The 23,844-nt window shown below is 62.8% G+C and carries 27 protein-coding genes and 1 tRNA gene; 7 read left to right on the forward strand and 21 right to left on the reverse strand.

Annotated elements, in window-relative coordinates; all coding sequences use genetic code 11:
- The first annotated feature begins 42 nt into the window (after positions 1-42).
- The 6 genes from ACI3KW_RS11705 to ACI3KW_RS11730 all read left to right on the forward strand — a co-directional run bounded on the left by ACI3KW_RS11705 (position 43) and on the right by ACI3KW_RS11730 (position 7,467).
- Positions 43-603 (forward strand): F0F1 ATP synthase subunit delta, encoded by a 561-nt coding sequence (locus ACI3KW_RS11705; protein ID WP_404848220.1) that lies wholly within the window; start codon positions 43-45, stop codon positions 601-603.
- The gene (gene atpA / locus ACI3KW_RS11710; protein WP_035097095.1) at positions 604-2,139 is read left to right on the forward strand and encodes a F0F1 ATP synthase subunit alpha; all 1,536 of its coding nucleotides are present in this window, start codon (positions 604-606) and stop codon (positions 2,137-2,139) included. It begins immediately after the preceding gene.
- Between the two features lie 65 nt (positions 2,140-2,204).
- Positions 2,205-3,092 carry a F0F1 ATP synthase subunit gamma gene (locus ACI3KW_RS11715; protein WP_113119991.1) on the forward strand — a complete coding sequence of 296 codons (888 nt, stop codon included), beginning with the start codon at positions 2,205-2,207 and terminating at the stop codon, positions 3,090-3,092.
- 24 nt (positions 3,093-3,116) lie between these two features.
- Positions 3,117-4,556: a F0F1 ATP synthase subunit beta gene (gene atpD, locus ACI3KW_RS11720; RefSeq protein ID WP_113119990.1), complete on the forward strand. Its 1,440-nt coding sequence runs from the start codon at positions 3,117-3,119 to the stop codon at positions 4,554-4,556.
- A gap of 83 nt (positions 4,557-4,639) precedes the next feature.
- The gene (locus ACI3KW_RS11725) at positions 4,640-5,065 is read left to right on the forward strand and encodes a F0F1 ATP synthase subunit epsilon (protein WP_113119989.1); all 426 of its coding nucleotides are present in this window, start codon (positions 4,640-4,642) and stop codon (positions 5,063-5,065) included.
- A gap of 248 nt (positions 5,066-5,313) precedes the next feature.
- Positions 5,314-7,467, forward strand: a complete 2,154-nt coding sequence (locus tag ACI3KW_RS11730) for a methyl-accepting chemotaxis protein (protein ID WP_404848221.1) — start codon at positions 5,314-5,316, stop codon at positions 7,465-7,467.
- Here the strand turns inward: ACI3KW_RS11730 and ACI3KW_RS11735 are convergent.
- The 21 genes from ACI3KW_RS11735 to ACI3KW_RS11835 all read right to left on the reverse strand — a co-directional run bounded on the left by ACI3KW_RS11735 (position 7,464) and on the right by ACI3KW_RS11835 (position 23,613).
- A complete protein-coding gene (locus ACI3KW_RS11735) occupies positions 7,464-8,150 on the reverse strand; it encodes an aspartate/glutamate racemase family protein (protein ID WP_404848222.1) in 687 nt (228 codons plus the stop codon). The genes ACI3KW_RS11730 and ACI3KW_RS11735 overlap by 4 nt on opposite strands.
- Positions 8,151-8,159: 9 nt before the next feature.
- Positions 8,160-8,696, reverse strand: a complete 537-nt coding sequence (locus ACI3KW_RS11740; protein WP_262171111.1) for an RNA pyrophosphohydrolase — start codon at positions 8,694-8,696, stop codon at positions 8,160-8,162.
- A 6-nt stretch (positions 8,697-8,702) separates the two neighbouring features.
- Positions 8,703-9,824, reverse strand: coding sequence for a divergent polysaccharide deacetylase family protein (locus ACI3KW_RS11745; RefSeq protein ID WP_404848223.1), 1,122 nt, complete (start codon positions 9,822-9,824; stop codon positions 8,703-8,705).
- Between the two features lie 83 nt (positions 9,825-9,907).
- Positions 9,908-11,356, reverse strand: coding sequence for a S41 family peptidase (locus ACI3KW_RS11750; RefSeq protein ID WP_113119984.1), 1,449 nt, complete (start codon positions 11,354-11,356; stop codon positions 9,908-9,910).
- Positions 11,357-11,363: 7 nt separating this feature from the next.
- The gene (locus ACI3KW_RS11755; protein WP_404848224.1) at positions 11,364-12,758 is read right to left on the reverse strand and encodes a murein hydrolase activator EnvC family protein; all 1,395 of its coding nucleotides are present in this window, start codon (positions 12,756-12,758) and stop codon (positions 11,364-11,366) included.
- A gap of 110 nt (positions 12,759-12,868) precedes the next feature.
- Positions 12,869-13,252 (reverse strand): type II toxin-antitoxin system VapC family toxin, encoded by a 384-nt coding sequence (locus ACI3KW_RS11760; protein WP_404848225.1) that lies wholly within the window; start codon positions 13,250-13,252, stop codon positions 12,869-12,871.
- The gene (locus ACI3KW_RS11765) at positions 13,249-13,506 is read right to left on the reverse strand and encodes a type II toxin-antitoxin system Phd/YefM family antitoxin (protein ID WP_404848226.1); all 258 of its coding nucleotides are present in this window, start codon (positions 13,504-13,506) and stop codon (positions 13,249-13,251) included. Before ACI3KW_RS11765 ends, ACI3KW_RS11760 begins: the two co-directional genes overlap by 4 nt.
- Positions 13,507-13,557: 51 nt before the next feature.
- Positions 13,558-14,040 carry a 23S rRNA (pseudouridine(1915)-N(3))-methyltransferase RlmH gene (rlmH, locus tag ACI3KW_RS11770; protein WP_404848227.1) on the reverse strand — a complete coding sequence of 161 codons (483 nt, stop codon included), beginning with the start codon at positions 14,038-14,040 and terminating at the stop codon, positions 13,558-13,560.
- Positions 14,041-14,049: 9 nt separating this feature from the next.
- Complete coding sequence (gene rsfS / locus ACI3KW_RS11775) at positions 14,050-14,442, reverse strand: ribosome silencing factor (RefSeq protein WP_262171118.1); 393 nt, start codon at positions 14,440-14,442, stop codon at positions 14,050-14,052.
- A gap of 178 nt (positions 14,443-14,620) precedes the next feature.
- Positions 14,621-15,262 carry a nicotinate-nucleotide adenylyltransferase gene (locus ACI3KW_RS11780; RefSeq protein WP_404848228.1) on the reverse strand — a complete coding sequence of 214 codons (642 nt, stop codon included), beginning with the start codon at positions 15,260-15,262 and terminating at the stop codon, positions 14,621-14,623.
- A gap of 6 nt (positions 15,263-15,268) precedes the next feature.
- The gene (locus tag ACI3KW_RS11785) at positions 15,269-16,510 is read right to left on the reverse strand and encodes a glutamate-5-semialdehyde dehydrogenase (RefSeq protein ID WP_404848336.1); all 1,242 of its coding nucleotides are present in this window, start codon (positions 16,508-16,510) and stop codon (positions 15,269-15,271) included.
- Between the two features lie 25 nt (positions 16,511-16,535).
- Positions 16,536-17,678 carry a glutamate 5-kinase gene (gene proB / locus ACI3KW_RS11790; protein ID WP_404848229.1) on the reverse strand — a complete coding sequence of 381 codons (1,143 nt, stop codon included), beginning with the start codon at positions 17,676-17,678 and terminating at the stop codon, positions 16,536-16,538.
- A 24-nt stretch (positions 17,679-17,702) separates the two neighbouring features.
- The gene (gene obgE / locus ACI3KW_RS11795; protein WP_113119977.1) at positions 17,703-18,746 is read right to left on the reverse strand and encodes a GTPase ObgE; all 1,044 of its coding nucleotides are present in this window, start codon (positions 18,744-18,746) and stop codon (positions 17,703-17,705) included.
- Positions 18,743-19,279 carry a GNAT family N-acetyltransferase gene (locus tag ACI3KW_RS11800; RefSeq protein ID WP_113119976.1) on the reverse strand — a complete coding sequence of 179 codons (537 nt, stop codon included), beginning with the start codon at positions 19,277-19,279 and terminating at the stop codon, positions 18,743-18,745. Before ACI3KW_RS11800 ends, obgE begins: the two co-directional genes overlap by 4 nt.
- On the reverse strand, positions 19,276-19,803 hold the full coding sequence (locus ACI3KW_RS11805; RefSeq protein WP_404848230.1) for a GNAT family N-acetyltransferase; N-acetyltransferase: 528 nt from the start codon (positions 19,801-19,803) through the stop codon (positions 19,276-19,278). The genes ACI3KW_RS11800 and ACI3KW_RS11805 overlap by 4 nt, the downstream gene beginning before the upstream one ends.
- Positions 19,800-20,333 (reverse strand): GNAT family N-acetyltransferase; N-acetyltransferase, encoded by a 534-nt coding sequence (locus ACI3KW_RS11810; protein ID WP_404848231.1) that lies wholly within the window; start codon positions 20,331-20,333, stop codon positions 19,800-19,802. The genes ACI3KW_RS11805 and ACI3KW_RS11810 overlap by 4 nt, the downstream gene beginning before the upstream one ends.
- On the reverse strand, positions 20,330-20,845 hold the full coding sequence (locus ACI3KW_RS11815; protein ID WP_113119973.1) for a GNAT family N-acetyltransferase: 516 nt from the start codon (positions 20,843-20,845) through the stop codon (positions 20,330-20,332). Before ACI3KW_RS11815 ends, ACI3KW_RS11810 begins: the two co-directional genes overlap by 4 nt.
- A gap of 213 nt (positions 20,846-21,058) precedes the next feature.
- Positions 21,059-21,325: a 50S ribosomal protein L27 gene (gene rpmA, locus ACI3KW_RS11820; protein ID WP_113119972.1), complete on the reverse strand. Its 267-nt coding sequence runs from the start codon at positions 21,323-21,325 to the stop codon at positions 21,059-21,061.
- 12 nt (positions 21,326-21,337) lie between these two features.
- Complete coding sequence (locus ACI3KW_RS11825; protein WP_404848232.1) at positions 21,338-22,078, reverse strand: 50S ribosomal protein L21; 741 nt, start codon at positions 22,076-22,078, stop codon at positions 21,338-21,340.
- Positions 22,079-22,312: 234 nt separating this feature from the next.
- A complete protein-coding gene (locus ACI3KW_RS11830; protein ID WP_404848233.1) occupies positions 22,313-23,083 on the reverse strand; it encodes an MBL fold metallo-hydrolase in 771 nt (256 codons plus the stop codon).
- Positions 23,084-23,160: 77 nt separating this feature from the next.
- Positions 23,161-23,613, reverse strand: coding sequence for a gamma-glutamylcyclotransferase family protein (locus ACI3KW_RS11835; protein WP_404848337.1), 453 nt, complete (start codon positions 23,611-23,613; stop codon positions 23,161-23,163).
- Positions 23,614-23,730: 117 nt separating this feature from the next.
- Here ACI3KW_RS11835 and ACI3KW_RS11840 point away from each other — a divergent pair.
- Positions 23,731-23,820: transfer RNA gene (locus ACI3KW_RS11840), tRNA-Ser, on the forward strand.
- Positions 23,821-23,844: the final 24 nt, after the last annotated feature.

Genomic DNA, 23,844 nt, shown 5'->3' on the forward strand with positions numbered 1-23,844 from the left:
GGGGCGGATCGTCAGGCAGGCAACCAAGAGGGTGATGCGGCATTGGCAGCGCAGAATTCAGTGCTTACCCAGATCGCGCGGCCATATGCGTCGGCGTTGTTCGATCTCGCCCAGAGCGAGAACCAATTGGCATCCGTTGAGACATCCTTGTCCGACGTTTCCCGCCTGATCGGGGAAAGCCAGGATTTTTCCCGTTTCCTGCGCTCGCCGGTGATAACCGCCGATACCAAGGCGCATGCGCTTGACGCATTGCTGGCCAAGGCCAAGACCAGCGACCTGATCGCCAATTTCCTGCGCCTTGTGGCCAAGAATGGCCGGCTGTTCGCGCTCGATGCCATCATTGCTGGCTTCCGCGAGCTGGCTGCCGCGGCGCGTGGCGAAGTGTCTGCCGATGTGACCTCGACTGCGCCGCTCACCGCCGAGCAGGTGAAATCGCTGGCCGCAACGCTCAAGGCCAGGATCGGCAAGACCGTTACGCTCAACCAGTTCGTCGATACCTCGCTGATCGGGGGCCTTCAGGTGAAGGTCGGATCGCAGATGATCGACTCTTCGCTCAAGACGAAATTGACCGCGATGAAGATCGCCATGAAAGAGGTCGGATAAATGGACATCAAAGCCGCGGAAATCTCTGCGATCCTCAAGGACCAGATCAAGAATTTCGGCCAGGAAGCCCAGGTTTCCGAAGTCGGTCAGGTGCTCTCCGTCGGTGACGGTATTGCCCGCGTGTATGGTCTGGACAATGTGCAGGCCGGTGAGCTCGTCGAGTTCCCGGGCGGCGTCAAGGGCATGGCACTCAATCTCGAAACCGACAATGTCGGCGTCGTGATCTTCGGCAATGACCGCGCCATCAAGGAAGGCGATGTCGTCAAGCGGACCGGCTCGATCGTTGATACCCCCGTCGGCATGGGCCTGCTTGGCCGCGTCGTCGATGGCCTGGGCAATCCGATCGATGGCAAGGGCCCGATCGAATATACCGAACGCCGCCGCGTTGACGTGAAGGCTCCCGGCATTCTGCCGCGCAAGTCGGTGCATGAGCCGATGTCGACGGGCCTCAAGGCCATCGACGCGCTGATCCCGATCGGCCGTGGCCAGCGCGAGCTGATCATTGGCGACCGTCAGACCGGCAAGTCGGCCATCATTCTGGACACGTTCCTGAACCAGAAGCCGGCCCACGATGCCAACGCTTCGAACACCGACAAGCTTTACTGCATCTATGTCGCTGTCGGGCAGAAGCGGTCCACAGTTGCCCAGTTCGTCAAGCAGCTCGAAGAATCGGGCGCACTGCCCTATTCGATCGTGATTGCCGCGACGGCATCCGATCCGGCGCCGCTGCAGTACATTGCTCCGTTCACCGGCTGCGCCATCGGCGAGTTCTTCCGCGACAATGGTATGCATGCCGTGATCGCCTATGACGATCTGACCAAGCAGGCTGTTGCCTACCGTCAGATGTCGCTGCTGCTGCGCCGTCCGCCGGGCCGCGAAGCTTACCCGGGCGACGTTTTCTATCTGCACTCGCGCCTGCTCGAACGCGCCGCCAAGATGAACGAAGCCCATGGCTCCGGCTCGTTGACCGCGCTGCCCGTGATCGAGACCCAGGCCAATGACGTGTCGGCCTATATCCCGACCAATGTGATCTCGATCACTGACGGCCAGATTTTCCTTGAGACCAACCTGTTCTTCCAGGGTATCCGCCCTGCCGTGAACGTCGGTCTGTCGGTGAGCCGCGTGGGCTCGTCCGCTCAGGTCAAGGCGATGAAGCAGGTTGCGGGCTCCCTCAAGGGTGAGCTGTCGCAGTACCGCGAAATGGCCGCTTTCGCCCAGTTCGGCTCGGACCTGGATGCCTCGACCCAGCGCCTGCTGAACCGTGGTGCGCGCCTGACCGAGCTGCTCAAGCAGCCCCAGTTCTCCCCGCTCAAGACGGAAGAACAGGTTGCGGTGATCTTTGCCGGCGCCAATGGGTATCTCGATAGCATTCCGGTCAACAAGGTTGCCGATTTCGAGAAGACCGTGCTGAGCGCTCTGCGTGGCAAGCATGCCGCCATTCTCACCACGATCGCGACCGAGAAGGCGCTGAGCGACGACACCCGTGCCAAGCTCAAGTCGGCGCTCGACGAGATCAAGAAGACCTACGCGGCTTAATAACGTTGTCTGGCGCGTGACCGGTTCGCCGGTCGCGCTTCAAGGCCCAAGGAGACGATAGGCAGATGCCGTCGCTAAAGGACCTCAAGAACCGGATCGATTCGGTCAAATCGACGCAAAAGATCACCAAGGCCATGCAGATGGTTGCGGCGGCTAAGCTGCGCCGTGCCCAGGATGCCGCCGAGGCCGCTCGTCCCTATGCCGAGCGCATGGGCAAGGTGCTGGCGAGCCTGGCATCGGTCTATGAAGGTCAGTCGGGCGCTCCGGTGCTGCTGGCCGGAACCGGCAAGGACCAGGTGCATCTGCTGGTGGTTGCGACCGGCGAGCGCGGGCTGGCGGGTGGCTTCAATTCGTCCATCGCCCGTCTGGCGCGCGACCACGCCGCCAAGCTGCTCAGCCAAGGCAAAACGGTCAAGATCCTGACCGTTGGCCGCAAGGGCAATGATATTCTCAAGCGCCAATATCCCAATCTCATCATCGAGACGGTCAGCTTCCGCGAGATCAAGACGATCGGCTTCGCCCAGGCGGCGCTGATCTCGGAAAAGGTGCAGGCCCTGTTCGCTGCCGGCGAGTTCGACGTGGCAACGCTGTTCTTTGCCAAGTTCAACTCGGTGATCAGCCAGGTGCCGACGGCGCTGCAGATCATCCCGGCAAAAATCGAAAAGGCCGAGGGGGAAGGTGCAAGTGCTGCCTCCACCGTGCCCTATGAATACGAGCCGAGCGAAGAAGCCATTGTCGAAGACCTGCTGCCGCGCAATATCAGCGTGCAGATCTTCCGCGCTTTGCTCGAAAATGGCGCCTCGTTCTATGGCGCGCAGATGTCCGCCATGGACAATGCGACGCGGAACGCCGGCGAAATGATCGGCAAGCTGCAGCTGAGCTATAACCGCCAGCGCCAGGCCCAGATCACCAAAGAACTCATCGAAATCATTTCGGGCGCGGAAGCGCTCTAAGCACCCTAGCGAAGGACGAAGCAAATGGCAGAGAAAAAGGCCGGCCGCGTATCGCAGATCATCGGCGCCGTCGTGGACGTCACGTTCGACGGTCATTTGCCCGCGATTCTGAACGCACTCGAAACCACCAATAACGGCCAGCGTCTGGTTCTGGAAGTGGCGCAGCACCTGGGCGAAAACGCCGTGCGCACCATCGCCATGGATACGACCGAAGGTCTGGTGCGTGGCGCTGAAGTGATCGACACCGGCACCGCCATCTCGGTTCCGGTTGGCGAAGCCACCCTGGGCCGCATCATGAACGTCATCGGCGAGCCGATCGACGAAGCCGGTCCGATCTCGGGCGAAGCCAGGCGCGAAATCCACCAGGAGGCTCCCTCCTTTGCCGAGCAGAATCCGGAGTCTCAGGTTCTGGTCACCGGCATCAAGGTCGTGGACCTGATCGCTCCCTATGCTCGCGGCGGCAAGATCGGCCTGATGGGCGGCGCCGGCGTGGGCAAGACCGTGCTGATCCAGGAACTGATCAACAACGTCGCCAAGGCGCATGGTGGCTATTCGGTGTTTGCCGGTGTTGGCGAGCGCACCCGTGAAGGCAATGACCTTTACTACGAAATGATCGAATCGGGCGTGAACAAGGACCCGCATGAAAACGGTGGTTCGGCCGCTGGTTCCAAGTGCGCCCTCGTGTTCGGCCAGATGAACGAGCCCCCCGGGGCGCGTGCCCGCGTGGCGCTGACCGGCCTGACCATTGCCGAGCAGTTCCGTGACCAGGGCCAGGACGTGCTGTTCTTCGTGGACAACATTTTCCGCTTTACCCAGGCTGGCGCCGAAATGTCAGCTCTGCTGGGCCGCATTCCGTCCGCCGTGGGTTATCAGCCGACGCTGGCCACCGATATGGGCCAGATGCAGGAACGCATCACCACCACGAACAAGGGCTCGATCACTTCGGTGCAGGCCGTGTATGTGCCCGCCGACGATTTGACCGATCCGGCGCCGGCGACCTCGTTCGCCCACTTCGACGCGACCACCGTTCTCAACCGCGCCATCTCGGAAAAGGGTATCTACCCGGCCGTGGACCCGCTGGCTTCGAACTCGCGTATCCTCGACCCCAACGTGGTCGGCGAAGAGCATTACTTCATCGCCCGCCGGGTGCAGGAAGTGCTGCAGAAGTACAAGGCGCTGCAGGACATCATCGCCATCCTGGGCATGGACGAGCTCAGCGAAGAAGACAAGCTGACCGTGGCCCGCGCCCGCAAGATCGAGCGCTTCATGAGCCAGCCCTTCGACGTGGCCGAAGCCTTTACGGGTTCGCCGGGCGTGTTCGTGCAGCTCGAAGACACCATCAAGGGCTTCAAGGGCCTGGTCGATGGTGAATATGATCACCTGCCGGAAGCTGCCTTCTACATGGTCGGCACCATCGAAGATGCCGTCAAGAAGGCGCAGAAGCTGGCCGCACAGGCTGCTTGATTTTTGCCACTTGGGCTCGTCGTTCGCGACGGGCCCGCTGCCCAAACCCAGTGATGGGTTCGCTCCGCTAAGGGACCAAAAAAATGGCTGAAGGCCTCAAGATCGAGATCGTTTCGCCCGAGCGGCTGGTGCTGTCGGAAGTCGTGACCTCGGTCACCGTTCCGGGCACGGAAGGCTATTTCACCGTGATGAGCGATCATGCCCCGTTCATGACCACGCTGCGTCTCGGCTTCATCACCGTGACCGAGACCAATGGTACGTCCAAGGTGTATTTCGTGCGCGGCGGCTTTGCCGACGTGTCCACCGAAGGGCTGACGATCCTGGCCGAAGAGGCCTCTCCGTTCCATGAATTCGACAAGGGCGACCTGCAGGCCGAAATTCGGGCTGCTGAGGAAGAACTCGCCCGCGCCCAGACGCCGGATGACAAGTCCTATGCGCAGGTTCTGGTCAATGGCCTGCTGAACCTGGCCATCGAAGCCGGCCAGATCAACGGTACGCATATTCATTAAGCCGCGTCTGCCGGGCCTCCGGCGGTTACAGCGATAGAGTGCTCGCGCAATTCTCAGCAGCCGTCTCCCCTGGAGGCGGCTGTTTTGTTTTGCGGGTCAAGTTTAGCTGTTCTTGCTCAAAATATAGGCAAGTCTTTGATAGCATTGAGAATTATGCATATTTAAACGCGCGATTAATAAACTGCCGCCACTCTGCTGTCGAAGCGGCATTCCGGCCAGGCTGGAACGCTGATATTTGGGGGTATTTCATGGGCGCTGCTCTGGGTCATCTGCGACTGACATTTGCCATTGCCGCCATGGCGATCGGCTCAATTGCCATCGCCGTGCTGGCAGTTCTGGTGGGATTGTTCATCAGCCTCTCCAATTCGGCCAGCGAGGATGCGGCCAAGGAAGTCGCCAGCGCGACCCGGATCAGCGCGGAAATCCTGCAGGTCAATCTGCCCAGCCTCGAAGTGGTGGCGGACGAGACGGGCAATGTGACGGGTCTCGTGATGCGATCCATGCCGCGGTTCCGCACCAATGATGTCATCAACACTATCGCCCGCGTGACAGGACAAGATGTGTCGATCTATGTGTACAACACGGAAGTCAGCCCTGATTTCGTGACCGGCACGACCAGTCTTGTGCAGGGCAGTGGCGAGCGGCTGGATACACCCATCGTCGCCGGAACGCCGCTGTTTGCCTCGATGATGGCCAACCAGGCTGTCCACAGCGAAGCCATTATCGAGGGCACAGGCTATTTCCTGCTGCATCAGCCGATCACCATGGCCGATGGCACGGTGATCGGGGCGCTGATGGTGGCGGTCGATCGCGCGCCGATCGAGGCGGTGGTGGGGCGTTCGCTGACTATGCTATTGGCGGTCGGTGGGGCCGTGCTGCTGGTGATTGGGGCGCTGGCGCTGCTGCTGTCGCGGCTGTTGACCCGGCCCATTCCGCGGCTGTCGGCGGTGATGAATGCCATCGCGTCCGGCGAGCTCGATGCCGAAGTGCCCTACACCGAGCGGCGCAATGAAATCGGCGCCATGGCCAAGGCGGTGGAGGTGTTCCGCCGCAATGGGCAGCGCGTCGCCGAACTGGGCGCCGAAACGGGCCGGCATCTGGCGGAAGCGGCCGACCACACCGGCCAGCTCAACGCGATTTCCATGTCGCAAATGGTGGCGGAATTTTCGCTAGAGGGCGAGGTCCTGGCGGCCAACCAGAATTTTCTCGATCTGGTGGGCTATCAGCGCGAGGAGGTGCTAGGGCAGCCCAATGCGCTGTTCCTGTTTGGCGTTGATCCTGCGTCGATGGCTTATCGGCAATTCTGGCTCGATCTTGCCGCCGGACAGTTCAAGGCGGGCGAATATCGCCGCCGCACACGCGACGGCCGCGAAGTGTGGATCCAGAGCACCTTCAGCCCCATCGTGGGCGTCGATGGCGTGCCCTACAAGATCGTGCAATTTGCCACCGATGTGACGGCCCGTAAGCAGGCTGTGGCTGCTGTGGGGGCGGGGTTGGCACAATTGGCGGAGGGCGATCTGACGGCCAGTATCGATGTGCCGTTCGAGCCGCAGTTTGAAGATCTGCGTCATGCACTTAACGGCACGGTCTCGCGCTTTGCCGAAGTGGTGGGGCAATTGCAGCAGACCTCGCGCGCGCTGCGGCTGGCGACGGGGGAAATCCTGTCGGGGGCCAATGACCTGTCCGAACGCACGACGCGGCAGGCCGCAACCATCGAGCAGACAGCGGCGGCCATGGAGGCGCTGGCGGGCACCGTGGCGGGCAATGCCAGCATGGCCCGCGATGCGGCGGGCAAGGCTCGCGCTGTGGCGCTCACGGCGGCCGAAAGCGGCACGGTGATGAGCAATGCCAATGCGGCCATGGAGCGGATCACCCAATCCTCGGCCAAGATTTCCAACATTATCGGCATGATCGATGACATTGCCTTCCAGACCAATCTTCTGGCGCTAAACGCTTCGGTGGAAGCGGCGCGGGCTGGGGAGGCGGGGCGTGGCTTTGCGGTGGTGGCGGTCGAAGTGCGGCGGTTGGCGCAGTCGGCGGCCGGGGCTTCGGCGGATGTCAAAGCACTGGTCGAGCAGTCGGCCAATGAGGTGCGCGGCGGCTCGGGGCTGGTCTCGGATGCAGCGAGCCGCTTGCAGATGATGCTGGATGCGGTGCGGGCCAATAGCGAACTGGTCGAGGCCATTGCCCAGGCGAGCGGCGAGCAGGCGTCGTCCATCGATGAAGTGTCGACGGCCGTGCGTACGCTCGATGAAATGACCCAGCACAACGCGGCGCTGGTCGAGGAGATCAATGCGGCGATCGAGCAGACCGAGGCGCAGGCGCAGAGTCTGGATGGCCTGGTGGATGTGTTCGTGCTGAGCAAGCCGGCGGCCGAACAGGGCAGCCGCCGCGCCGCCTAGGCCAGAGCCGCTGTTACCAGTGCCTTGGCGTGCAGGTCCGTAGTGTCGAATGTCGGCAGCGGGCTGACGGAATCATCGATCAACATGCCGATTTCGGTGCAGCCCAGGATGACGGCTTCGGCGCCACGGGCGGCGAGGCGTTCGATGGCGGTGATATAGGTGCGGCGGGATTCCTCGCGCACGATGCCCCGGCATAGTTCTTCGTAGATGATGCCATTGAGATTGGTGCGGTCGACTTCGGGGATCAGCGAAGTGATGCCGCGTGCGGTCAGGCGATCGCGGTAAAAACCCATTTCCATGGTGAAGCGCGTGCCCAGCAGACCCACCGTCGTGAGGCCATCGGCCAGCAGCGCGTCGCTGGTGGGGTCAGCGATGTGGATGAAGGGCACGGACAGATCAGCCGTGATCGCTGAAGCCACGACATGCATTGTGTTGGTGGCCAGCCCGATGATTTCGGCACCGGCGCGTTCCAGCCCCTTGGCGATCTCGGCCAATTGGCGGCCCGCGCCGTCCCAGTCGCCGGCCGATTGCATCTCGGCAATGGGGGCGAAATCCACCGAATGCACGATCAGCGGCGCGGAGTGGAGACCACCAAGGCGGGTGGCGGTCTCCTGGTTGAGCACGCGATAATAGTGGGCGGTGGATTCCCAGCTCATGCCGCCGATCAGACCGATGGTTTTCATGGCGCCAGTCTATGCGTGGGTGAAACGCTGGGGAATGTCGGCAAAGGCTTCCACGACCTTGTCATAGGCGTCCTTCTTGAAGGGCACGATCAGGCTTGGCGTGCGGGTCAGTTTTTCCCAGCGCCAGGCGTCGAACTCGGCCGGGTATTTGCCACCGCCGGGCGTTTCGACGTCGATTTCGCTATCCTGGCCGGTAAAGGCGAAGGCAAACCAGCGCTGGCGCTGGCCGCGATACTTGCCCTTGAGGGCAATGCCCAGCGCATCGTCGGGCAGATCGTAATAAATCCATTCGGGCGCCTCGGCGAGCAGGCTTACGGCAGTGATATTGGTTTCCTCGTGTAGCTCGCGCAGGGCGGCGCGCAGTGGGTCCTCGCCCTTGTCGATGCCGCCCTGCGGCATTTGCCAGGGGGCGCCGCGTTCGGCAGAATCCTCGGGATCGTCCTCAGGCTTGCGGCGGCCGATGAAGACATTGCCCTCATGATTGAAAACAGCGACGCCGACGCAGTCGCGATAGGGCATGGCTTGGCGGTCTAGGGCCTTGGTCATCACATTTTACTCTGCTTGTTTCATCAGGGCGCTGGCGGGCACCAGCACGAGCCCCTTGCTTTCTAGGGCGGCCGCCCATTCGGCGACCGCCGCTACCGATATGGGCAGGGCGCTGACAATACCAATTGCGTGACCGTTCTCCACCGCCTTGGCCTCAAGGCTGGTAAGCGCTGCGAGAATGGATTGCTGGGAGGGATTGGCGTCGATCATCGCATCGACGCGCGAAAACGGCACCTTGTTGCCCGCCGCCAGCTGCGGGGCGACCGAACGATTGGATGAGCCATCATCGATATAGCCCAGTCCGCGGGCGCCAAGCTCTTCCATGATGGGCGAGAAATCGGCCGCAGAGGCGGTGAAGCGGGCGCCCATATTGTTGATCACCCCGGCATAGCCGCCAAAACGGGCCATGAGCCAGAACAGTTTGTCGAGATTGGCGCGCGGGGTCTCCCCGGTCAGCAGCGTCTGCGGGCCGGGATCGTTCTGCGGGTAATCGAAGGGCTCAAGCGGAATTTCGAGCAGGATTTCGTGGCCGCTGCTGCGGGCGGCTGCCACACTATTGTTCAGCGTCTTGCCGTAGGGAGCGAAAGCCAGCGTGACATCGGGCGGCAGGCGTTCGATGGCGTCGAGCGAGCCCTGCTCGTTAATGCCCAGCCCGCTGACGATGATGGCCACCTTGGGCAGGCCCATGGGCGCCGTGCTGGGCCGCGAATAGGTGGCAAAGGGTGTACGGCCATCGCTGGCAATACGCGGAATGGGGCCGTTGGCGGTTTCTTCGCTGAGATCGGGCAGGGCGCCGAAAGCGTCAGGCTGGCTTGTACTGGCGGGCGCGCCGGCGCCGGTCGTGGAAATGGTGCTGCCGGCGGGATATTGCTGGGGATCGGCGGTGATGGTGGCCGGCCCGGTGGCTACCGCGTTGGCCACTTGATTGGAATTGCCGGTCGAGGTGATGGCCACTTCCTGGCTGGGGCGGCCGCCATTGGGATCATTGGCGAGGATCAGGCGCAGCACCAAGCCGATGCCGATCAACGCGATGATGGCAAACAACACCCGCGCCACAGGAAAGCCGCCTCCGGATTGCCCGGGCTGGCGCTTGCGGCCGGTCAGCGGCGTGCTGAGATCATTGGCCATCGAAAAGTCCCGCATGAAAAGCCATGGGGCGGGACAGCGAATCAGCCGTCCCGCCCCACAATGTCATAGCATGGAAGCCAGGCTCATTCCGCCTTGGGCGGATAGGCCGCGTTGGTCTCCTCGCCGTCGATCAGGCGAATGGCATATTGCAGCTGGGCATCGTCCGCCTTCTCGGCCGGCACATAGACCGACGAGCCGACAGTGGTTTCTTCCTGGCCCTCGACCGTGATGTGCCCGGCCAGCCCGGCTTCACCGATGATCTCGTCACGACCCTGCAATTCAGCCGGGACGGTCTGCTTGATTTCGATATCGGGCGTGATACCCAGCGCCTGGATGGAGCGGTTGTTCGGCGTGTAATAGCGCGCCGTGGTCAGGCGCATGGCGCCGTCGGGGCCCAGCGAAATGATCGACTGGACCGAACCCTTGCCGAAGGAGCGCGTGCCCACCACGGTGGCGCGCTTATGGTCCTGCAGGGCGCCGGCGACGATTTCGGAGGCCGAGGCGGAACCGCCATTGATCAGCACGACCAGCGGCACATCGGCCAGCTGCGCATCGAGCGCATCGGGCTGGGCGTCATAGCGGGCGCTTTCCTCGGGAACACGGCCACGGGTCAGCACGACCGCGCCCTGCTTGAGGAAGGCATCGGCGACATAGACCGATTGATCGACCAGACCACCCGGATTGTTGCGCAGATCAAGGATGATGCCCTTGGGCGGCACGTCCTTGCGCTCGGCATAGATGTCCTTGATGGCCTGCTGGATGCCGACAAAGGCCTGTTCGGAGAAGCGCGACAGCCGCAGCACGGCAACATCGCCCTCGCCTTCGGCTGCTCCGCCTTCCATGGACCAGCGCACGGCGCGCATGGCGATGGTGGCGCGGGTCAGCTCGAATTCCAGCGGATCGGGCACGCCTTCGCGGGCAATGGTGATCTTGACCGAGGTGCCCAGCGGGCCGCGCATCTTGGCGACGGCGTCGTCGAGCACCATGCCCTGGACCGAGACGCCGTCAATGGCAACGATCAGGTCATTGGCGAGGATGCCGGCCTTGGCGGCGGGGGTATCGTCGATCGGGGAGACGACCTTGACGATGCCGTCTTCCATGGTGACTTCGATGCCCAGGCCGCCGAATTCGCCCGAGGTGTCCTCGCGCATTTCGTCGTAATCGGCGGGCGGCAGATAACCCGAATGGGGATCGAGCGAGGTCAGCATGCCCTGAATGGCGGCGCGGATCAGCTCCTGCTCATCGGGGGCATCGACATATTCGGCGCGGATGCGGTCGAAAATTTCTCCGAACAGATTGAGATCGGCATAGACCTCCAGCGGATCGCGCGGCTTTTCAGCCTTTTCCTCGGGCGTGGGTTCGGGCTGTTCGCCACCCGGCGCCGGATCGGCCGGTGCCTGGTCGGGAGCCTGCTCGGCGGGAACCGGAGCTTCCTCGGCGGGGGCCGGGGCGGTTTCCTGCGCGAACAGGGTCGATGCAGGCAGCAGCAGCGCCAAAGTCAAGGCAGCGGCGCGGATGGTCGGAAAGCGCATGAGGGTTCTATCCACTCTGTGTCGGGGTCGCCCACCATCCGGTCGGATCGAGGGGCTCGTTGTTTTGTCGCAGTTCAATATAAAGGGTCGGCTGGGAGTTGCCAGCATTGGTGGTTACGGTACGCCCAATTGTGCGTGATCCCATTGTGCCAAGGGGTTCCCCCATCAGCACGAACTGGCCGATATCGACGCTGACCGCATCGAGCCCTGCCAGGAGCGTCGTATAGTTCTGCCCGGTATTGAGAATGATGATTTGGCCGTAATTGAGGTAGGGGCCTTTATATAGCACCCAGCCATCGGCCGGAGCCACCACCTGCGCCTCGGCACGAGTGACTACCGAGATGCCGTGCGAAATGCCGCCGAAGCCGTCGCCGGCGCCATAATCGACCACATTGACGCCATTGGCCGGCATGGTGAGATAGCCCTTGGCATTGGCAAAGGGCATGGCGGGCTCAGTGCGGGCACTATTGGCCAGGGCCACCCGGATCTGCTCGGGCGTCATGGTGACGGCGTTGGGATCGGTGGGTGCAGATGGTGTCTGCACCGCATTGGCCCGGGCGGAGAGGCTATCGATCAGGTCCTTGAGCGTGGTGGCGCGGGCGGCGAGCGCCACGGCCTCGGCCTCCTGGGCGGCCAATTCGCTCGAGCGGACATCGATGCCCTGCTTGCGGGCAGCGATCAGCGTGGCGATGCGGAGCTGTTCTTCCTCGAGCACGGAGAAATTGGCCTTGAGGGTGGCTTCCTCGGCGAGGGCAGATGCTTTGATGTCGTTGAGTTGCTTGAGATCGGCCGTGACGGCGTCGGCCTTGGCGCGCAATTGCGGCACGATGGCCGAGATCAGGATGGCGCTACGGGCTGAACCCAGAGCATCGTCAGGGTCGACGATCAACGCGGGCGGGGGATTAAGCGAAATGCGTTCGAGGGCGGCCAGCACATTGGCGATCTCGGCATTGGAGCCATCGAGCCGGCCGCGCACTTCGAGTTCGGAAACGATGAGGGTCGAGAGCCGTTCCTCGATATCGGCGACTTCAATCTCAGCGAGCTTGACGCGCTGGGCGGCAGCGATGAGGGCGGCGTTCTGCTTGGTACGGTCGCCTTCCATCTCGGCAATTTCGGCCTTGAGTGCATCGACGCGCTCCTGGCTGAGCGCGATCGAGGCTTCTACGGCCTCGAGATCGGTTTGCGCGGCGGCGGGGTCTGGATCGGCAGCGGGCGCAAGCGGAGGACCAGCCGGGTTTGCTGGCTCAGCCGTTGCCGAGGGGACAGCAGGGGCTTCGGCCGGGGCGGTAGGCGGTGTCTGGGTCTGGGCGAGCAGGGGCAGCGAGGGCATCGCCGTCAGCACGAGTGCTGCCAGCGCCCATGCCGGTTTGTTGCCCATCCTCTTGCCTGGCAGATTTGCCATGACATCTCCAGCAGCGGCGCCAGGCGCCCGAATCAATCGGGGCACCATAGCAAAGCCCCGGAAAACCAGAGGTTAACTCTGCTTAACCATGTCGTGATTTTGCGGGGGGATCAGATCGCGCTGGCGATGTCGGTCTGGCTGAAGTCATTGCCAACAAACAGGAGAGGGCAATTGCGTTGCTTGGCCAGGGCATAGGCAAAGCAATCCCCGAAATTGAGCCCGGCGGGATGGATGCCTTTGCCCCAGATGGCATAGGCGGCAGCCGCCTGCCTGGCACCCACTTCTGACAGTGGGATACATTCGACCGCTATATCGTCCAATAGGGCCGTGAGACCGGCAAGTAGCCCTTTTTGCCCTGCAACAATCATGGCCTCGGTGAGCGTTGAGGCGGCAATCAGGATTGTGGCCGTCGTTTCCAGCACGCGCTGGCAGGCATCGGCGTCTGGCTCATTCTTTAGAATGGCCAACAGGGCTGAGGTATCGACGACGATCACTTGGGCAGGCCGGATTCATCGTAGAGAAAATCCTGGCTGCGGGCGGCCGATACGCCATCACCCGGCACGGTGCGAACCGATGCGCGGATGGCGTCGATCCGGGCCTTTTTTTGTTCCGGCGATAGCTGCGGCTTGATGGCGGCAATTCGTGCGACGGGCGCGCCATGGCGCGTCAACACGATCTCTTCGCCGGCTTCCGCGCGGCGGACGAGGTCGGTCAGCTGTGCCTTGGCATCAGACAGGGCGATATCCATTTGGCGTCTCCATCGCGATCGCCATTAAAATAGGCCATCCAATGGTCCATTTCAATCGCCGCGGTGGTAGGGGTGGCCGGAGAGGATGGTGGTGGTGCGGTAGAGCTGTTCGGCCAGCATGATGCGGACCAGCTGGTGCGGCCAGGTGAGGGGGGAAAAGCTCAGGACGAGATCGGCCGCCGCAACGAAGGCGGGATCGAGCCCGTCGGCGCCGCCGATGATGAAACTGGCTGCGGGGCGGCCATCATCGCGCCAGCGGCCGATCTGGTGGGCGAAGGCTTGTGAGCCAATGGCTTTGCCGCGTTCATCGAGCGCTACTACAATGCCATCGGGCAAGGCGGCGCGCAGGGCTTTGGCTTCGTCGGCCTTGCGGCTGGCCGACGAGCCGGCACGGGATTCGGTCAGTTCGATAACATCGAAGCCGGTCAAGGCCAGCGGCTTGCCGCCGCCGATGGCGCGATCAAGATAGCGCGCCACCATTTCCCGTTCGGGCCCGGCCTTCATTCGGCCGACAGCCACGATTGTTACCCGCATGCCAGACGCTTAGTGGGCGTCGGCGGCGAAGTCGGCCTGCCACATCTTTTCGATGTTGTAGAACTCGCGCACTTCGGGGCGGAAGATGTGGACGATGACATCGCCGGCATCGACCAGAACCCAATCGCAATGGGGCAGACCCTCAATGCGCGGTTTGCCATGGCCGGCATCGCGCAGGGCGTTGACCAACTGGTCGGCCACGGCGCCGACATGGCGCTGCGAACGGCCGGAAGCAACCACCATGTGGTCGGCCAGCGAGGATTTGCCGGTAATATCGACGGCAACGATTTCCTCGGCCTTGGCATCGTCAAGGCATTCAAGGATGACATCGATCATCGGGCGTTCCGGGGCGGAATGGGGGGCCTCGGCGTGGGCAGAGGTGTTCTCGGGCAGCGCGGCCATCAGCAATGGCCTTCCGCCCATGCTCGTGCATGGGTCATGCGTGGGGTCAGCATCCTTGGTTGTTGATCGGAATGTGCAGGCGTCTTTGCAAACGGCAAGCAATCAGTTCCTTGATTGGTGAGTTTAATCACACTTTGCCAATATGCGCTTTTAGCGCGGTTTTCGCAAGGTAGGCCGCTCACTTTGCAGTTTCACGACGGCGCCGTGCTCTTATTGCCGAAGAAGACAGGGGCGATTGGCGGCCGTGGAGGTAGACCCAGGCCGGTGGCGGGATGCTGGCGAGGCGGCTGGCATCCTCTTCATCGACCCGGTAGCGGCCCAGGGCGATGCCGGCTCGGGAGGCTGGGGCGAGGCGGGAGGAGCCGGGGCGGACATAGACGGCCAGGGGGAGCATGGCGGCGATATCGCGCCAGCGTTCCCAGCGGTGGAAGTCTACCAGGTTGTCGGCGCCCATGATCCAGACGAAGCGGCGGTCGGGCATGGCCTTGGTGAGGAAGCGGATGGTCTGCCAGGAATAGGTGAAGCCATAGGCCGCTTCAAAGCCGGTGACGCGGACGCGCGGGTCGGTGAGGAGCGCCCGCGCGGCGGTAACGCGATCGGCCAGAGGCGCGAGTTCAGCGTGGTTTTTCAGTGGGTTACCCGGCGTCACCATGACCCAGACAGCGTCGAGCTGCAGGCGGCGCAGGGTCTCTTCGATGACCAGTCGATGGCCCTCGTGAATGGGGTTGAAGCTGCCACCAAACAGGCCGATGCGCATGCCGGCCGCGGAGGGAGGCAGCTCGGTAATGCCGGAAATACGGAGCGGAGCGCGGAGGGTCAAAAGGGGCTAAGGCCTCGTCTGACCGTTGCCGCGGACGCGATATTTGAAGCTGGTGAGCTGTTCGACGCCGACTGGGCCGCGGGCGTGCATTTTGCCGGTGGCGATGCCGATTTCGCCGCCGAAACCGAATTCGCCGCCATCGGCGAATTGGGTGGAGGCGTTGTGCAAAAGGATGGCGCTGTCGATCTCGTTGAAAAATTTCTCAACGGCTTCAAGGTCTTCGGTGATGATCGCTTCGGTGTGGTGGCTCGAATAGTTTTCGATATGGGCGATCGCCTCGTCGATGCTGTCGACCACCTTTACCGAGATAATGGCGTCCTCATATTCGGTGCGCCAATCCGCTTCAGTGGCCGTTTTGGTTAACGGACTGTTAGCATTGACGATAGCATCGCCGCGTATTTCGCACCCCTTTGCCATCAAGGCGTCAAGAATGGGATTGAGATGGGTAGCGACCACGTCGCGATGCACGAGCAGGGTCTCGGCGGCGCCGCAAACGCCGGTGCGACGCATCTTGGCATTGAGGGTGACGCTCACCGCTTTTTCGAGATCGGCCGACTTGTCGATATAGACATGCACGATCCCCTCGAGATGGGCGAAGACCGGCACGCGGGCTTCGTCCTGCACGCGGGCGACCAGGGTCTTGCCGCCACGGGGCACGATGACGTCGATGGCGCCATCCAGCCCCTTGAGCATTTCGCCCACGGCGGCGCGGTCGGTGGTGGGGACGAGCTGGACGCATTCGACGGGCAGGCCCGCCAGATGCAGGCCATCGAGCATGCAATCGACAATGGCGCGGCTGGAATGGAAGCTGTCGCTGCCGCCGCGCAGGATGACGGCATTGCCCGATTTGATGCAGAGCGCGCCGGCGTCGGCGGTGACATTGGGGCGTGATTCAAAGATCACGCCGATGACGCCGAGCGGGGTGCGGACGCGCTCGATATGCAGGCCATTGGGCCGGTCCCATTCGGCAATTTTGGCGCCGACGGGATCGGGCAGTTCGGCAATGGTCTTGACCGCGTCGATAATGCCGTCAATACGGGCATCATTGAGTTCGAGCCGGTCGAGAAAGGCCTTGGAAATGCCCTTGGTGCGGGCGGCGTCCATGTCCTTGGCATTGGCGAGGAGGATTGCCTTGCGATGGGCATTGATGGCGCCGGCCGCGGTCAGCAGCGCGGTGCGTTTCTGCTCGGACGTGGCCAATGCGAGCTGGCGCGCGGCCATGCGGGCATTGCGGCCCAGCTCGGCCATGATCTCGTTCAGCGATTTGCCGGCTTCAAGCGCGCTCACTGCTGGTCTCCTCTTGGCTGCCTACCAGCACGAGATTGTCACGATGCACAAGGGCGGCGCGATTGCCGGCGCCCAGAATTTCGATCACGGCATCGCTGCGTTTGCCCATGACAAGGCGGGCTTCGTCGCTATCGAGACCGGCTAGGCCCCGGGCGATTTCCATGCCGTCGGGATTGGTCACGGCAATGGTGTCGCCACGCTCGAAATCGCCGGAAACCTTGGTGACGCCGATGGGCAGCAGCGATTTGCCGGTCAGCAGGGCTTTGGCCGCGCCGGCATCGACCTGCAGGGTTCCCGCGACGGCCAGCGTGCCCATGATCCAGCGCTTGCGGGCCTGCGCCCGGCTGCGGGCGGGATGGAACAAGGTGTGGCGGGCGCCTTCGGTCAAGGCCTTGAGCGGATGGGCCTCAGTGCCCTTGGCGATGATCATGGCCGTGCCGGCATGGGTCGCGATCTTGCCGGCTTCGACCTTGGTGGTCATGCCGCCGCGCGAGAGATGGCTTGCCGCGCCCCCGGCCATGGCTTCGATACTGGGGGTGATGGCGGAGACTTCGGACAGATGAATGGCCGAAGGGTCCTTGGCGGGCGGGGCCGTGTAGAGCCCATCGATATCGGAGAGCAGAATGAGGCAATCGGCCTCGATCATGGTGGCGACGCGGGCCGAGAGACGATCATTGTCGCCATAGCGGATTTCGGCGGTGGCGACGCTGTCATTCTCATTGATGATCGGCACGGCGCCCAGACCCAAGAGGGTGGCAATCGTGGTGCGGGCATTGAGGTAATAGCGCCGCTCCTCGGTAATATTGGGGGTGATCAGGATCTGCCCGGTGACGATTCCGTGGCGGCCCAGCGCCTCGGCCCAGGCTTGGCTGAGGGCAATCTGGCCGGCGCTGGCGGCGGCCTGGCTCTGTTCGAGCGTCAGGATCAGTGCGTCGAGGCCCAGGCGGCCCCGGCCCAGCGCAATGGCGCCGGAGGAGACAATGACGACTTCCCTTCCCTCGGCCTTGAGGGCCGCAATATCGGCCGCCAGATCGGCGAGCCAGGCGGCACGAAGCCTGCCCTGCTTGTCGACAAGCAGGGCCGAGCCGATCTTGATGGTCAGGCGCTTATAGGGCGCTAGGGCGTTCATTTGCCTGGAACTCGATCCGGATTGTCAGGGAACCCAATTGGGTTCGATCTTGCGGCGGGCGGCTTCGACCTTGGCAGCCTTCTCGGCATCGAGAACGCCGACAATATCGTAGAGCACCTGATCGACACCCTTGCCGGTGACGCCCGAGACCAGCAGCACATCGGCCTTGCTGGCCTTTTTCAGAACCTTCACCTTTTCCTTCAGCTCGTCAGGATCGATGGCATCGATCTTGTTGAGCACAACCAGTTCGGGCTTTTCGCCCAGGCGCTCGTCATAGGCGGTCAGCTCGCCGCGAATGGTCTTGTAGGCGCCCTTGATATCGTCCTGGGTGCCATCGATGAGATGGATCAGCACACCGCAGCGCTCGACATGACCGAGGAACCGGTCGCCAATGCCGGCGCCTTCGCTGGCGCCCTCGATCAGGCCGGGCAGGTCGGCCAACACGAAATCGCGCTCGCCGATCGAAACCACGCCCAGATTGGGATGGAGTGTGGTGAAGGGATAGCCGGCAATCTTGGGCTTGGCGGCCGAAACGGCGGCGAGGAATGTCGATTTGCCGGCATTGGGCAGGCCGACCAGACCCGCGTCAGCGATCAGCTTGAGGCGCAGCCAGATCCATTTTTCGACGCCCACCTGGCCCGGATTGGCATGGCGGGGGGCCTGATTGGAGCTGGTCTTGAAATGGGCATTGCCGAAGCCACCATTGCCGCCCGAAAGCAGCACGATGCGCTGGCCGACTTCGGTCAGATCGGCAATGAGGGTTTCATTGTCGTCTTCAAACACCTGGGTGCCCACGGGCACGCGCAGAATGGTATGTTCGCCATCGGCGCCGGTGCGGTTCTTGCCCATGCCATGGGTGCCGGTGCTGGCCTTGAAATGCTGCTGATAGCGATAGTCGATCAGGGTATTGAGCCCATCGACGCATTCGACCACGACGTCGCCGCCGCGCCCGCCATTGCCGCCATTGGGGCCGCCGAATTCGACAAACTTTTCGCGCAGGAACGACACGGAGCCGGCCCCGCCATCGCCGGAGCGCACAAAGATCTTGGCCTGATCGAGGAATTTCATGGTGTACGGGCCTTCCAGACGCTCTGCGTCAATTCTGTGTCGATATGCTCTACCTCGGCGCCGCGCGCAAGGCAGAGCAGGCTTGAGCGGCCGGTTTCGGTAAATCCAAGCTTGTGCTGGACTGCCAAAGAGGCCGCATTGAAATAGAAAACGCCCGAATAAATCACCGGCGCGTTGGTGGTGGCGAAAAACCAGTCGAGACTGGCTGTTGCCGCTTCGGTCATGATGCCGCGGTTCCAGAAGGGCCGGCCCAGCCAATAGCCAAATATAGGTCCCTTGGGGCCGCGATGAAACCCGACATGGCCGGCAAAACCTTCGCCGGGCAATTCGATGGTGAAATTGGTTTCCCCGACCGGCAGATTGGGCGTGCGGGTGCGCAGCCAGGCCCTGGCATCGGAGAGGCGATAGGGAAAGGGCACGCGCGCCAGATTGCCCGCCACGTCGAAATCATTGAGATAGCGCGCGATATCTTCGGCGTCGCCCATTTCGGGTTGGCGCAGCACGAAGCGCGATGAATAAAGCCGCGGGATCATTGTGCCCTCCAGGCCATGATCAGCAGGGGCTTGCCGCGATGGCGCTCGACCACGCTATGGGTGTGCTCGACGATGGTGAAGCCGGCTTTTTGCAGCACGCGGATCGAGGCGGCATTGCTTTGCAGCACCCTGGCATTGATCTCGGCAATGCCGGACACGCTCGCTGCCTGCACAAGACCGGTCGCTGCCTCGGGAGCATAGCCCTTGCCCCAATAAGGTTGGCCCAGCCAATAGCCCAGCTCGGGCGATTTGCCTTGGGCGAATTTGAGGCTGACCACGCCCATCAACCGGTCATCGCCATTGGCAATGGCATAGGCGCGGGGCGTGTCGGCATCACCGATCGTTGCGAGGAAAGCGCGGCCGTCATCCTCGGAATAGGGAAAGGGCATGACGGCGGTCGGCTCGACGACCTGCCAATTATTGGCCAGCGCGACGAGATCAGGCAGATCGGTGATGGCCGGGGCGCGCAAAGTCAGCCGCTCGGTGCGGATGAGGTCGGGCAGGGCGCTGCGCATTGCGGTCATGACGCGAACTCCAACTCAACCAGGGCCATGCGCTCGCCCTTGAGCGTGCCGTCGGGGTCGAGACCTTCCCCGGTTTGGACAAAGCCGGCTTTCGCCAGGACCCTGCGTGAGCCGGCATTGTCGAGCAGAGCGCGTGAGCGCAAGGCGGGCACCAGACCCGTCGCCTTGGCCGCGGCCACAACGGCAAGGGCGGCTTCGGTGGCATAGCCTTGCCCCCAGAATGGTTCACCCAGCCAATAGCCAAGCTCGGGCAGTCTGTCGGGCAGCAGATGCAGGCCAATCGTGCCGATATAGGCGCCCTCGCGCAGAATGGACCAGGCGAATTCTTCGGGACCGCGGGCAATGGTCTCGACGAAAAAGCGCCCATGACTTTCGTCATAGGGGTGCGGCAGGCGCGATAGAACCTGATAGATGCGCTGGTTATTGGCCAGCACGGCCATTTCGGGCACATGGGCCAGAACGGGCGTAGTCAGCAACAGACGATCGGTTGCGATCGTTGCGGGCAAAGCCTGCTTAAACGTGTCAATCATCGCTTCCCCCCAGTCCAGGCCTGCCGTGTCAGCTGTGTTACCACGTGATCCACATCGCGCTGCAGGGTCTGGGAAAATCGTGGTTCGGTGCCGGTGGGCACAAAGCCCAGCTTTTTCTGCACGCTGAGTGAGGCAGCATTGTTGTGATGGGCGCTGGAGGTCACGGCCTGCGCGTCGGTGCCGGCAAAGTGCCAATCGAGCAGGGCTCGCGCGGCTTCGGTACCATAGCCGCGGTTCCAGTGCGGGCGGGCAATCCAGAAGCCGAGTTCGCCGACCAGGGAGACGCAGCCGATCAGGCCCTTGCCGGGCAATTCGATGATCAAGGTGGAGCGCTCGGGGGTGGCCGGTTCGGTCCGGCGCAGCCAATCGATCGCCATGCCCAAAGTATAGGGATAGGGCACGGGGGTGAGGAAGCGGGCCACATCATATTCGCCCACGCCCAGGGCATAGCAGGGCGCATCGGCAAGACTTGGCTCGCGCAGGATCAACCGTTCGGTTGCAATGGGCGTCATCTCGCACCGTCCCGACACAAGAGGCCAATGCCACGGGCGGCTTTGCGGGCTCGTACGGCGACTAGAACGGCTTGGGTGCGGATGGCGTGCATTTTGGTGCTCTCTGATGGAAACGAAAAGGGGAACCGGCGCACCGGTTCCCCTTGAAACTTCGCTCGTCAGGAACACGAGCCGGGGAACTGGTCACCGGCTGGGTTCACAAGACCTGCCGGATTATTCGGCGGCCTCTGCCGGCTCGACGGAGACGAAAACTTGCGATTTCGCACGGGTGCGGAACGCAACCTTGCCGTCGACCAGTGCATAGATGGTGTGGTCCTTGCCCAGGCCAACGCCGGTGCCGGGATGCCACTTGGTGCCGCGCTGACGGATCAGGATGTTGCCAGCGATCACGTCTTCGCCGCCAAACTTCTTGACGCCAAGACGACGGCCAGCGGTATCACGACCGTTGCGGGATGAACCGCCTGCTTTTTTGTGTGCCATGGTGAGGTATCCTTACTTCGTCTTGTCTTCGGCCTTGTCGGCCACGGCTTCCTGGTCGATCTTGGCGCGCGGCGGCTTGCCGGCAACCAGATCCTTGGCCTGGGCAACCCATTCGTCGCGCTCGATGCGGCCGTGGAATTCCAGCTCTTCGTCGAACTTGGCGACGTCGGCCTTCTTCCAGGCAGCGATCTGGGTGAGGCTGGTGATGCCAGCGGCATTCAGCTTCTTTTCCAGCGCGGGGCCCACGCCACCAATCAGCTTGATGTCGTCGGTGAAATCGGCAGCAGGCTTGGCAGCCTTCTTGGCGGCCGGTGCCTTGGCTTCGGCTTCAGCCTTGGGAGCCGCGGCCTTGGGGGCTGCAGTCTTGGCGGCGGCCTTGGCCGGCTTTTCGGCAGCGACGCTATCGGTCTTGGCAGCGACACCGGCAGCCTTGATGGTCGGCTTGGCGCCGCCGGTCAGGATTTCGGTGATGCGCACGGTCGAGAGCAGCTGGCGGTGGCCATTGCGGCGGCGGTAATTGTGGCGACGGTTCTTCTTGAAGATGATGACCGTCTTCTGCTTGCGGGTTTCAAGCAGTTCGGCAGCGACAAGCGCGCCTTCGATCAGGGGAGCGCCGACTTCGCCATCAATCATCAGGACCTGGTCGAAGGTCACGATGGTGCCGGCTTCGGCGTCGAGCTTTTCAATCTTGAGAACGTCGTTGGCGGCAACCTTGTACTGCTTGCCACCGGTTTTGATCACGGCAAAAGTCATTCTTCAACCAGGAGCGTCAAACGCCTGGTCCCTTTCTGTCGCGCTTTGCGGCGCCGCAGGGAAAGCCTTGTCCTGCGGACTTCAAACTGGGCCGGCAGTAAACCGGCAGGCAGCCTCAAGCAGCGTTTTTCAATAAAGAGAGGCGCGCCAGACGAGCCGGCACGCATTCCGGGGGCGCTTATCGGGGCAAAAGCCCCAAGAGTCAAGGCGTCTCGTCAGGCTTTGCCGCTTGCCTCAAGCGCTTTTGGCGTACCAGTCGCGGCGGCGGACCTCCACGCCCTCAGCCGTAACGCCGGCCTCGAAGGCGTCGAGGTCGCTGTCATTGTAGTGATAGGGATAGACGATGGAAGGCTTGAAGGCGTTTACGGCCTCGGCGGCCTGGTCCACCGTCATCGTATAGGGCAGGTTCATGGGCAGGAAGGCCACGGCAATGCCGGACAGCGCCAGCATTTCGGGGGTGGGTTCGGTGTCGCCGGCAACGTAGACGAGCTTGTCGCCGAAGGTCAGCAGATAGCCATTGCCGACGCCCACGGGGTGGTAATTCATCCGCTCGGCGGTTGTATTGTGAGCGGGGATCGCCTTGAGGGGCAGGCCGGCGAAAGTGGTTTCGGCGCCGTTGGCGATAGGGGTGGCATTGGCCTTGAGCGCTTCGGGGAGTTTGTCGAAGACGTCCTGATTGGTCAAAAGCGGCACGTCGGCGGCGATGGCTTCGAGCGTGGGTATGTCGAAATGATCGCCATGGCCGTGGGTGATCAGAATGGCGGTGGGGGCGGGCAGGCCTTCATAGCGGGCGGCGCCGCCGACGGGGTCGACATAGATCGCCTGGTCGCCATGGACCAGCACCAGGCTGGCGTGGTCCACCGGGTGGATGACGAGATCGCCCGCGCTGGTCTGGATGGTGTCGCCGTTCATGCCTGCTCCATTGTCTTGCGCGAAAGCCGTAGTCACGCCCCAGGGCATGAGCGGCAAGATTGCCATGCCGGCAACCAGATCACGACGCTTCATTTCGAACTCCATCCCGCTGTTGCTGTTGAGGCAACGTAAAGCGCAGGCATCGGGTTCGCTAGCCACACAATTGTGAGCTAGCTGGCTTTGCCCGGCAGCAAAGCGCTGAGGCGCCTGCGTAAACTTTGCGCCGTACTGGTCTCGCCGGCAATCACCTGGGGTTTGTGGGCGGTGGACCAATGGTGTAGCGACCAGGCGGGTGCGGTGGCGGGAATGGGGATTGCGGGCAGATAGGCCTGGGCCTGGATAGTGTTTTCATCCAGCACAATGGTGATGGTCGTGCGGCGATATTCCTCGCCCTCGAAGGCGTCGAGCACGGCCAGGTCGAGGGGATCGAGGCCGCCAATCAGCAGGCCGGGAGCGGTTGTGCCGGGGCAGGGGACCAGAGCGGGATAGACCCGGCCGGGATAGGCGACGGCCTTGAAATCGGGGGCGCTGGCGGGGCGTAGCGCGGCGATATCAACCGGGCGGCCGAGCACGGCAGCCAGCACATCGGCGTCCTGCAGGGTTCCATAGACAAACAACGCCATAGCGGGCACGGCCAACCTCATGCACAACCGCGACAAGACTGTTGCGGGCGCCGCTTTGCTATGCCATAAGCCCGCCCGTGTCGACCGGGCGCCCTTAGGGGCCGCTGACGATCTCGCGGAGAGATGGCAGAGTGGTTGAATGCACCGCACTCGAAATGCGGCATGGGGGCAACTCCATCGGGGGTTCGAATCCCTCTCTCTCCGCCACTTCCTCTCAACATCTCCAGAAAC

Origin of the sequence: Devosia sp. ZW T5_3 (genome assembly GCF_044987315.1) — a bacterium.
In the GTDB taxonomy this organism is placed as follows: domain Bacteria; phylum Pseudomonadota; class Alphaproteobacteria; order Rhizobiales; family Devosiaceae; genus Devosia.

Coding starts and splice junctions, on each gene's coding strand:
- ACI3KW_RS11815 (WP_113119973.1), bottom strand. CDS start 20,845: ATGACGCCCATTGCAACCGAACGGTTGATCCTGCGCGAGCCAAGTCTT.
- ACI3KW_RS11735 (WP_404848222.1), bottom strand. CDS start 8,150: ATGAAAACCATCGGTCTGATCGGCGGCATGAGCTGGGAATCCACCGCC.
- ACI3KW_RS11750 (WP_113119984.1), bottom strand. CDS start 11,356: ATGCGCTTTCCGACCATCCGCGCCGCTGCCTTGACTTTGGCGCTGCTG.
- rsfS (WP_262171118.1), bottom strand. CDS start 14,442: ATGGCCGCGCTGCCCGAGAACACCTCTGCCCACGCCGAGGCCCCCCAT.
- ACI3KW_RS11755 (WP_404848224.1), bottom strand. CDS start 12,758: ATGGCAAATCTGCCAGGCAAGAGGATGGGCAACAAACCGGCATGGGCG.
- obgE (WP_113119977.1), bottom strand. CDS start 18,746: ATGAAATTCCTCGATCAGGCCAAGATCTTTGTGCGCTCCGGCGATGGC.
- ACI3KW_RS11740 (WP_262171111.1), bottom strand. CDS start 8,696: ATGACCAAGGCCCTAGACCGCCAAGCCATGCCCTATCGCGACTGCGTC.
- ACI3KW_RS11805 (WP_404848230.1), bottom strand. CDS start 19,803: ATGACCGCAATGCGCAGCGCCCTGCCCGACCTCATCCGCACCGAGCGG.
- proB (WP_404848229.1), bottom strand. CDS start 17,678: ATGAACGCCCTAGCGCCCTATAAGCGCCTGACCATCAAGATCGGCTCG.
- rlmH (WP_404848227.1), bottom strand. CDS start 14,040: ATGCGGGTAACAATCGTGGCTGTCGGCCGAATGAAGGCCGGGCCCGAA.
- ACI3KW_RS11810 (WP_404848231.1), bottom strand. CDS start 20,333: ATGATTGACACGTTTAAGCAGGCTTTGCCCGCAACGATCGCAACCGAT.
- ACI3KW_RS11800 (WP_113119976.1), bottom strand. CDS start 19,279: ATGATCCCGCGGCTTTATTCATCGCGCTTCGTGCTGCGCCAACCCGAA.
- ACI3KW_RS11825 (WP_404848232.1), bottom strand. CDS start 22,078: ATGACTTTTGCCGTGATCAAAACCGGTGGCAAGCAGTACAAGGTTGCC.
- ACI3KW_RS11715 (WP_113119991.1), top strand. CDS start 2,205: ATGCCGTCGCTAAAGGACCTCAAGAACCGGATCGATTCGGTCAAATCG.
- ACI3KW_RS11730 (WP_404848221.1), top strand. CDS start 5,314: ATGGGCGCTGCTCTGGGTCATCTGCGACTGACATTTGCCATTGCCGCC.
- ACI3KW_RS11785 (WP_404848336.1), bottom strand. CDS start 16,510: ATGGCCGAGCTGGGCCGCAATGCCCGCATGGCCGCGCGCCAGCTCGCA.
- ACI3KW_RS11830 (WP_404848233.1), bottom strand. CDS start 23,083: ATGAAGCGTCGTGATCTGGTTGCCGGCATGGCAATCTTGCCGCTCATG.
- ACI3KW_RS11725 (WP_113119989.1), top strand. CDS start 4,640: ATGGCTGAAGGCCTCAAGATCGAGATCGTTTCGCCCGAGCGGCTGGTG.
- ACI3KW_RS11745 (WP_404848223.1), bottom strand. CDS start 9,824: ATGGCCAATGATCTCAGCACGCCGCTGACCGGCCGCAAGCGCCAGCCC.
- atpA (WP_035097095.1), top strand. CDS start 604: ATGGACATCAAAGCCGCGGAAATCTCTGCGATCCTCAAGGACCAGATC.
- ACI3KW_RS11835 (WP_404848337.1), bottom strand. CDS start 23,613: ATGGCGTTGTTTGTCTATGGAACCCTGCAGGACGCCGATGTGCTGGCT.
- atpD (WP_113119990.1), top strand. CDS start 3,117: ATGGCAGAGAAAAAGGCCGGCCGCGTATCGCAGATCATCGGCGCCGTC.
- rpmA (WP_113119972.1), bottom strand. CDS start 21,325: ATGGCACACAAAAAAGCAGGCGGTTCATCCCGCAACGGTCGTGATACC.
- ACI3KW_RS11765 (WP_404848226.1), bottom strand. CDS start 13,506: ATGGATATCGCCCTGTCTGATGCCAAGGCACAGCTGACCGACCTCGTC.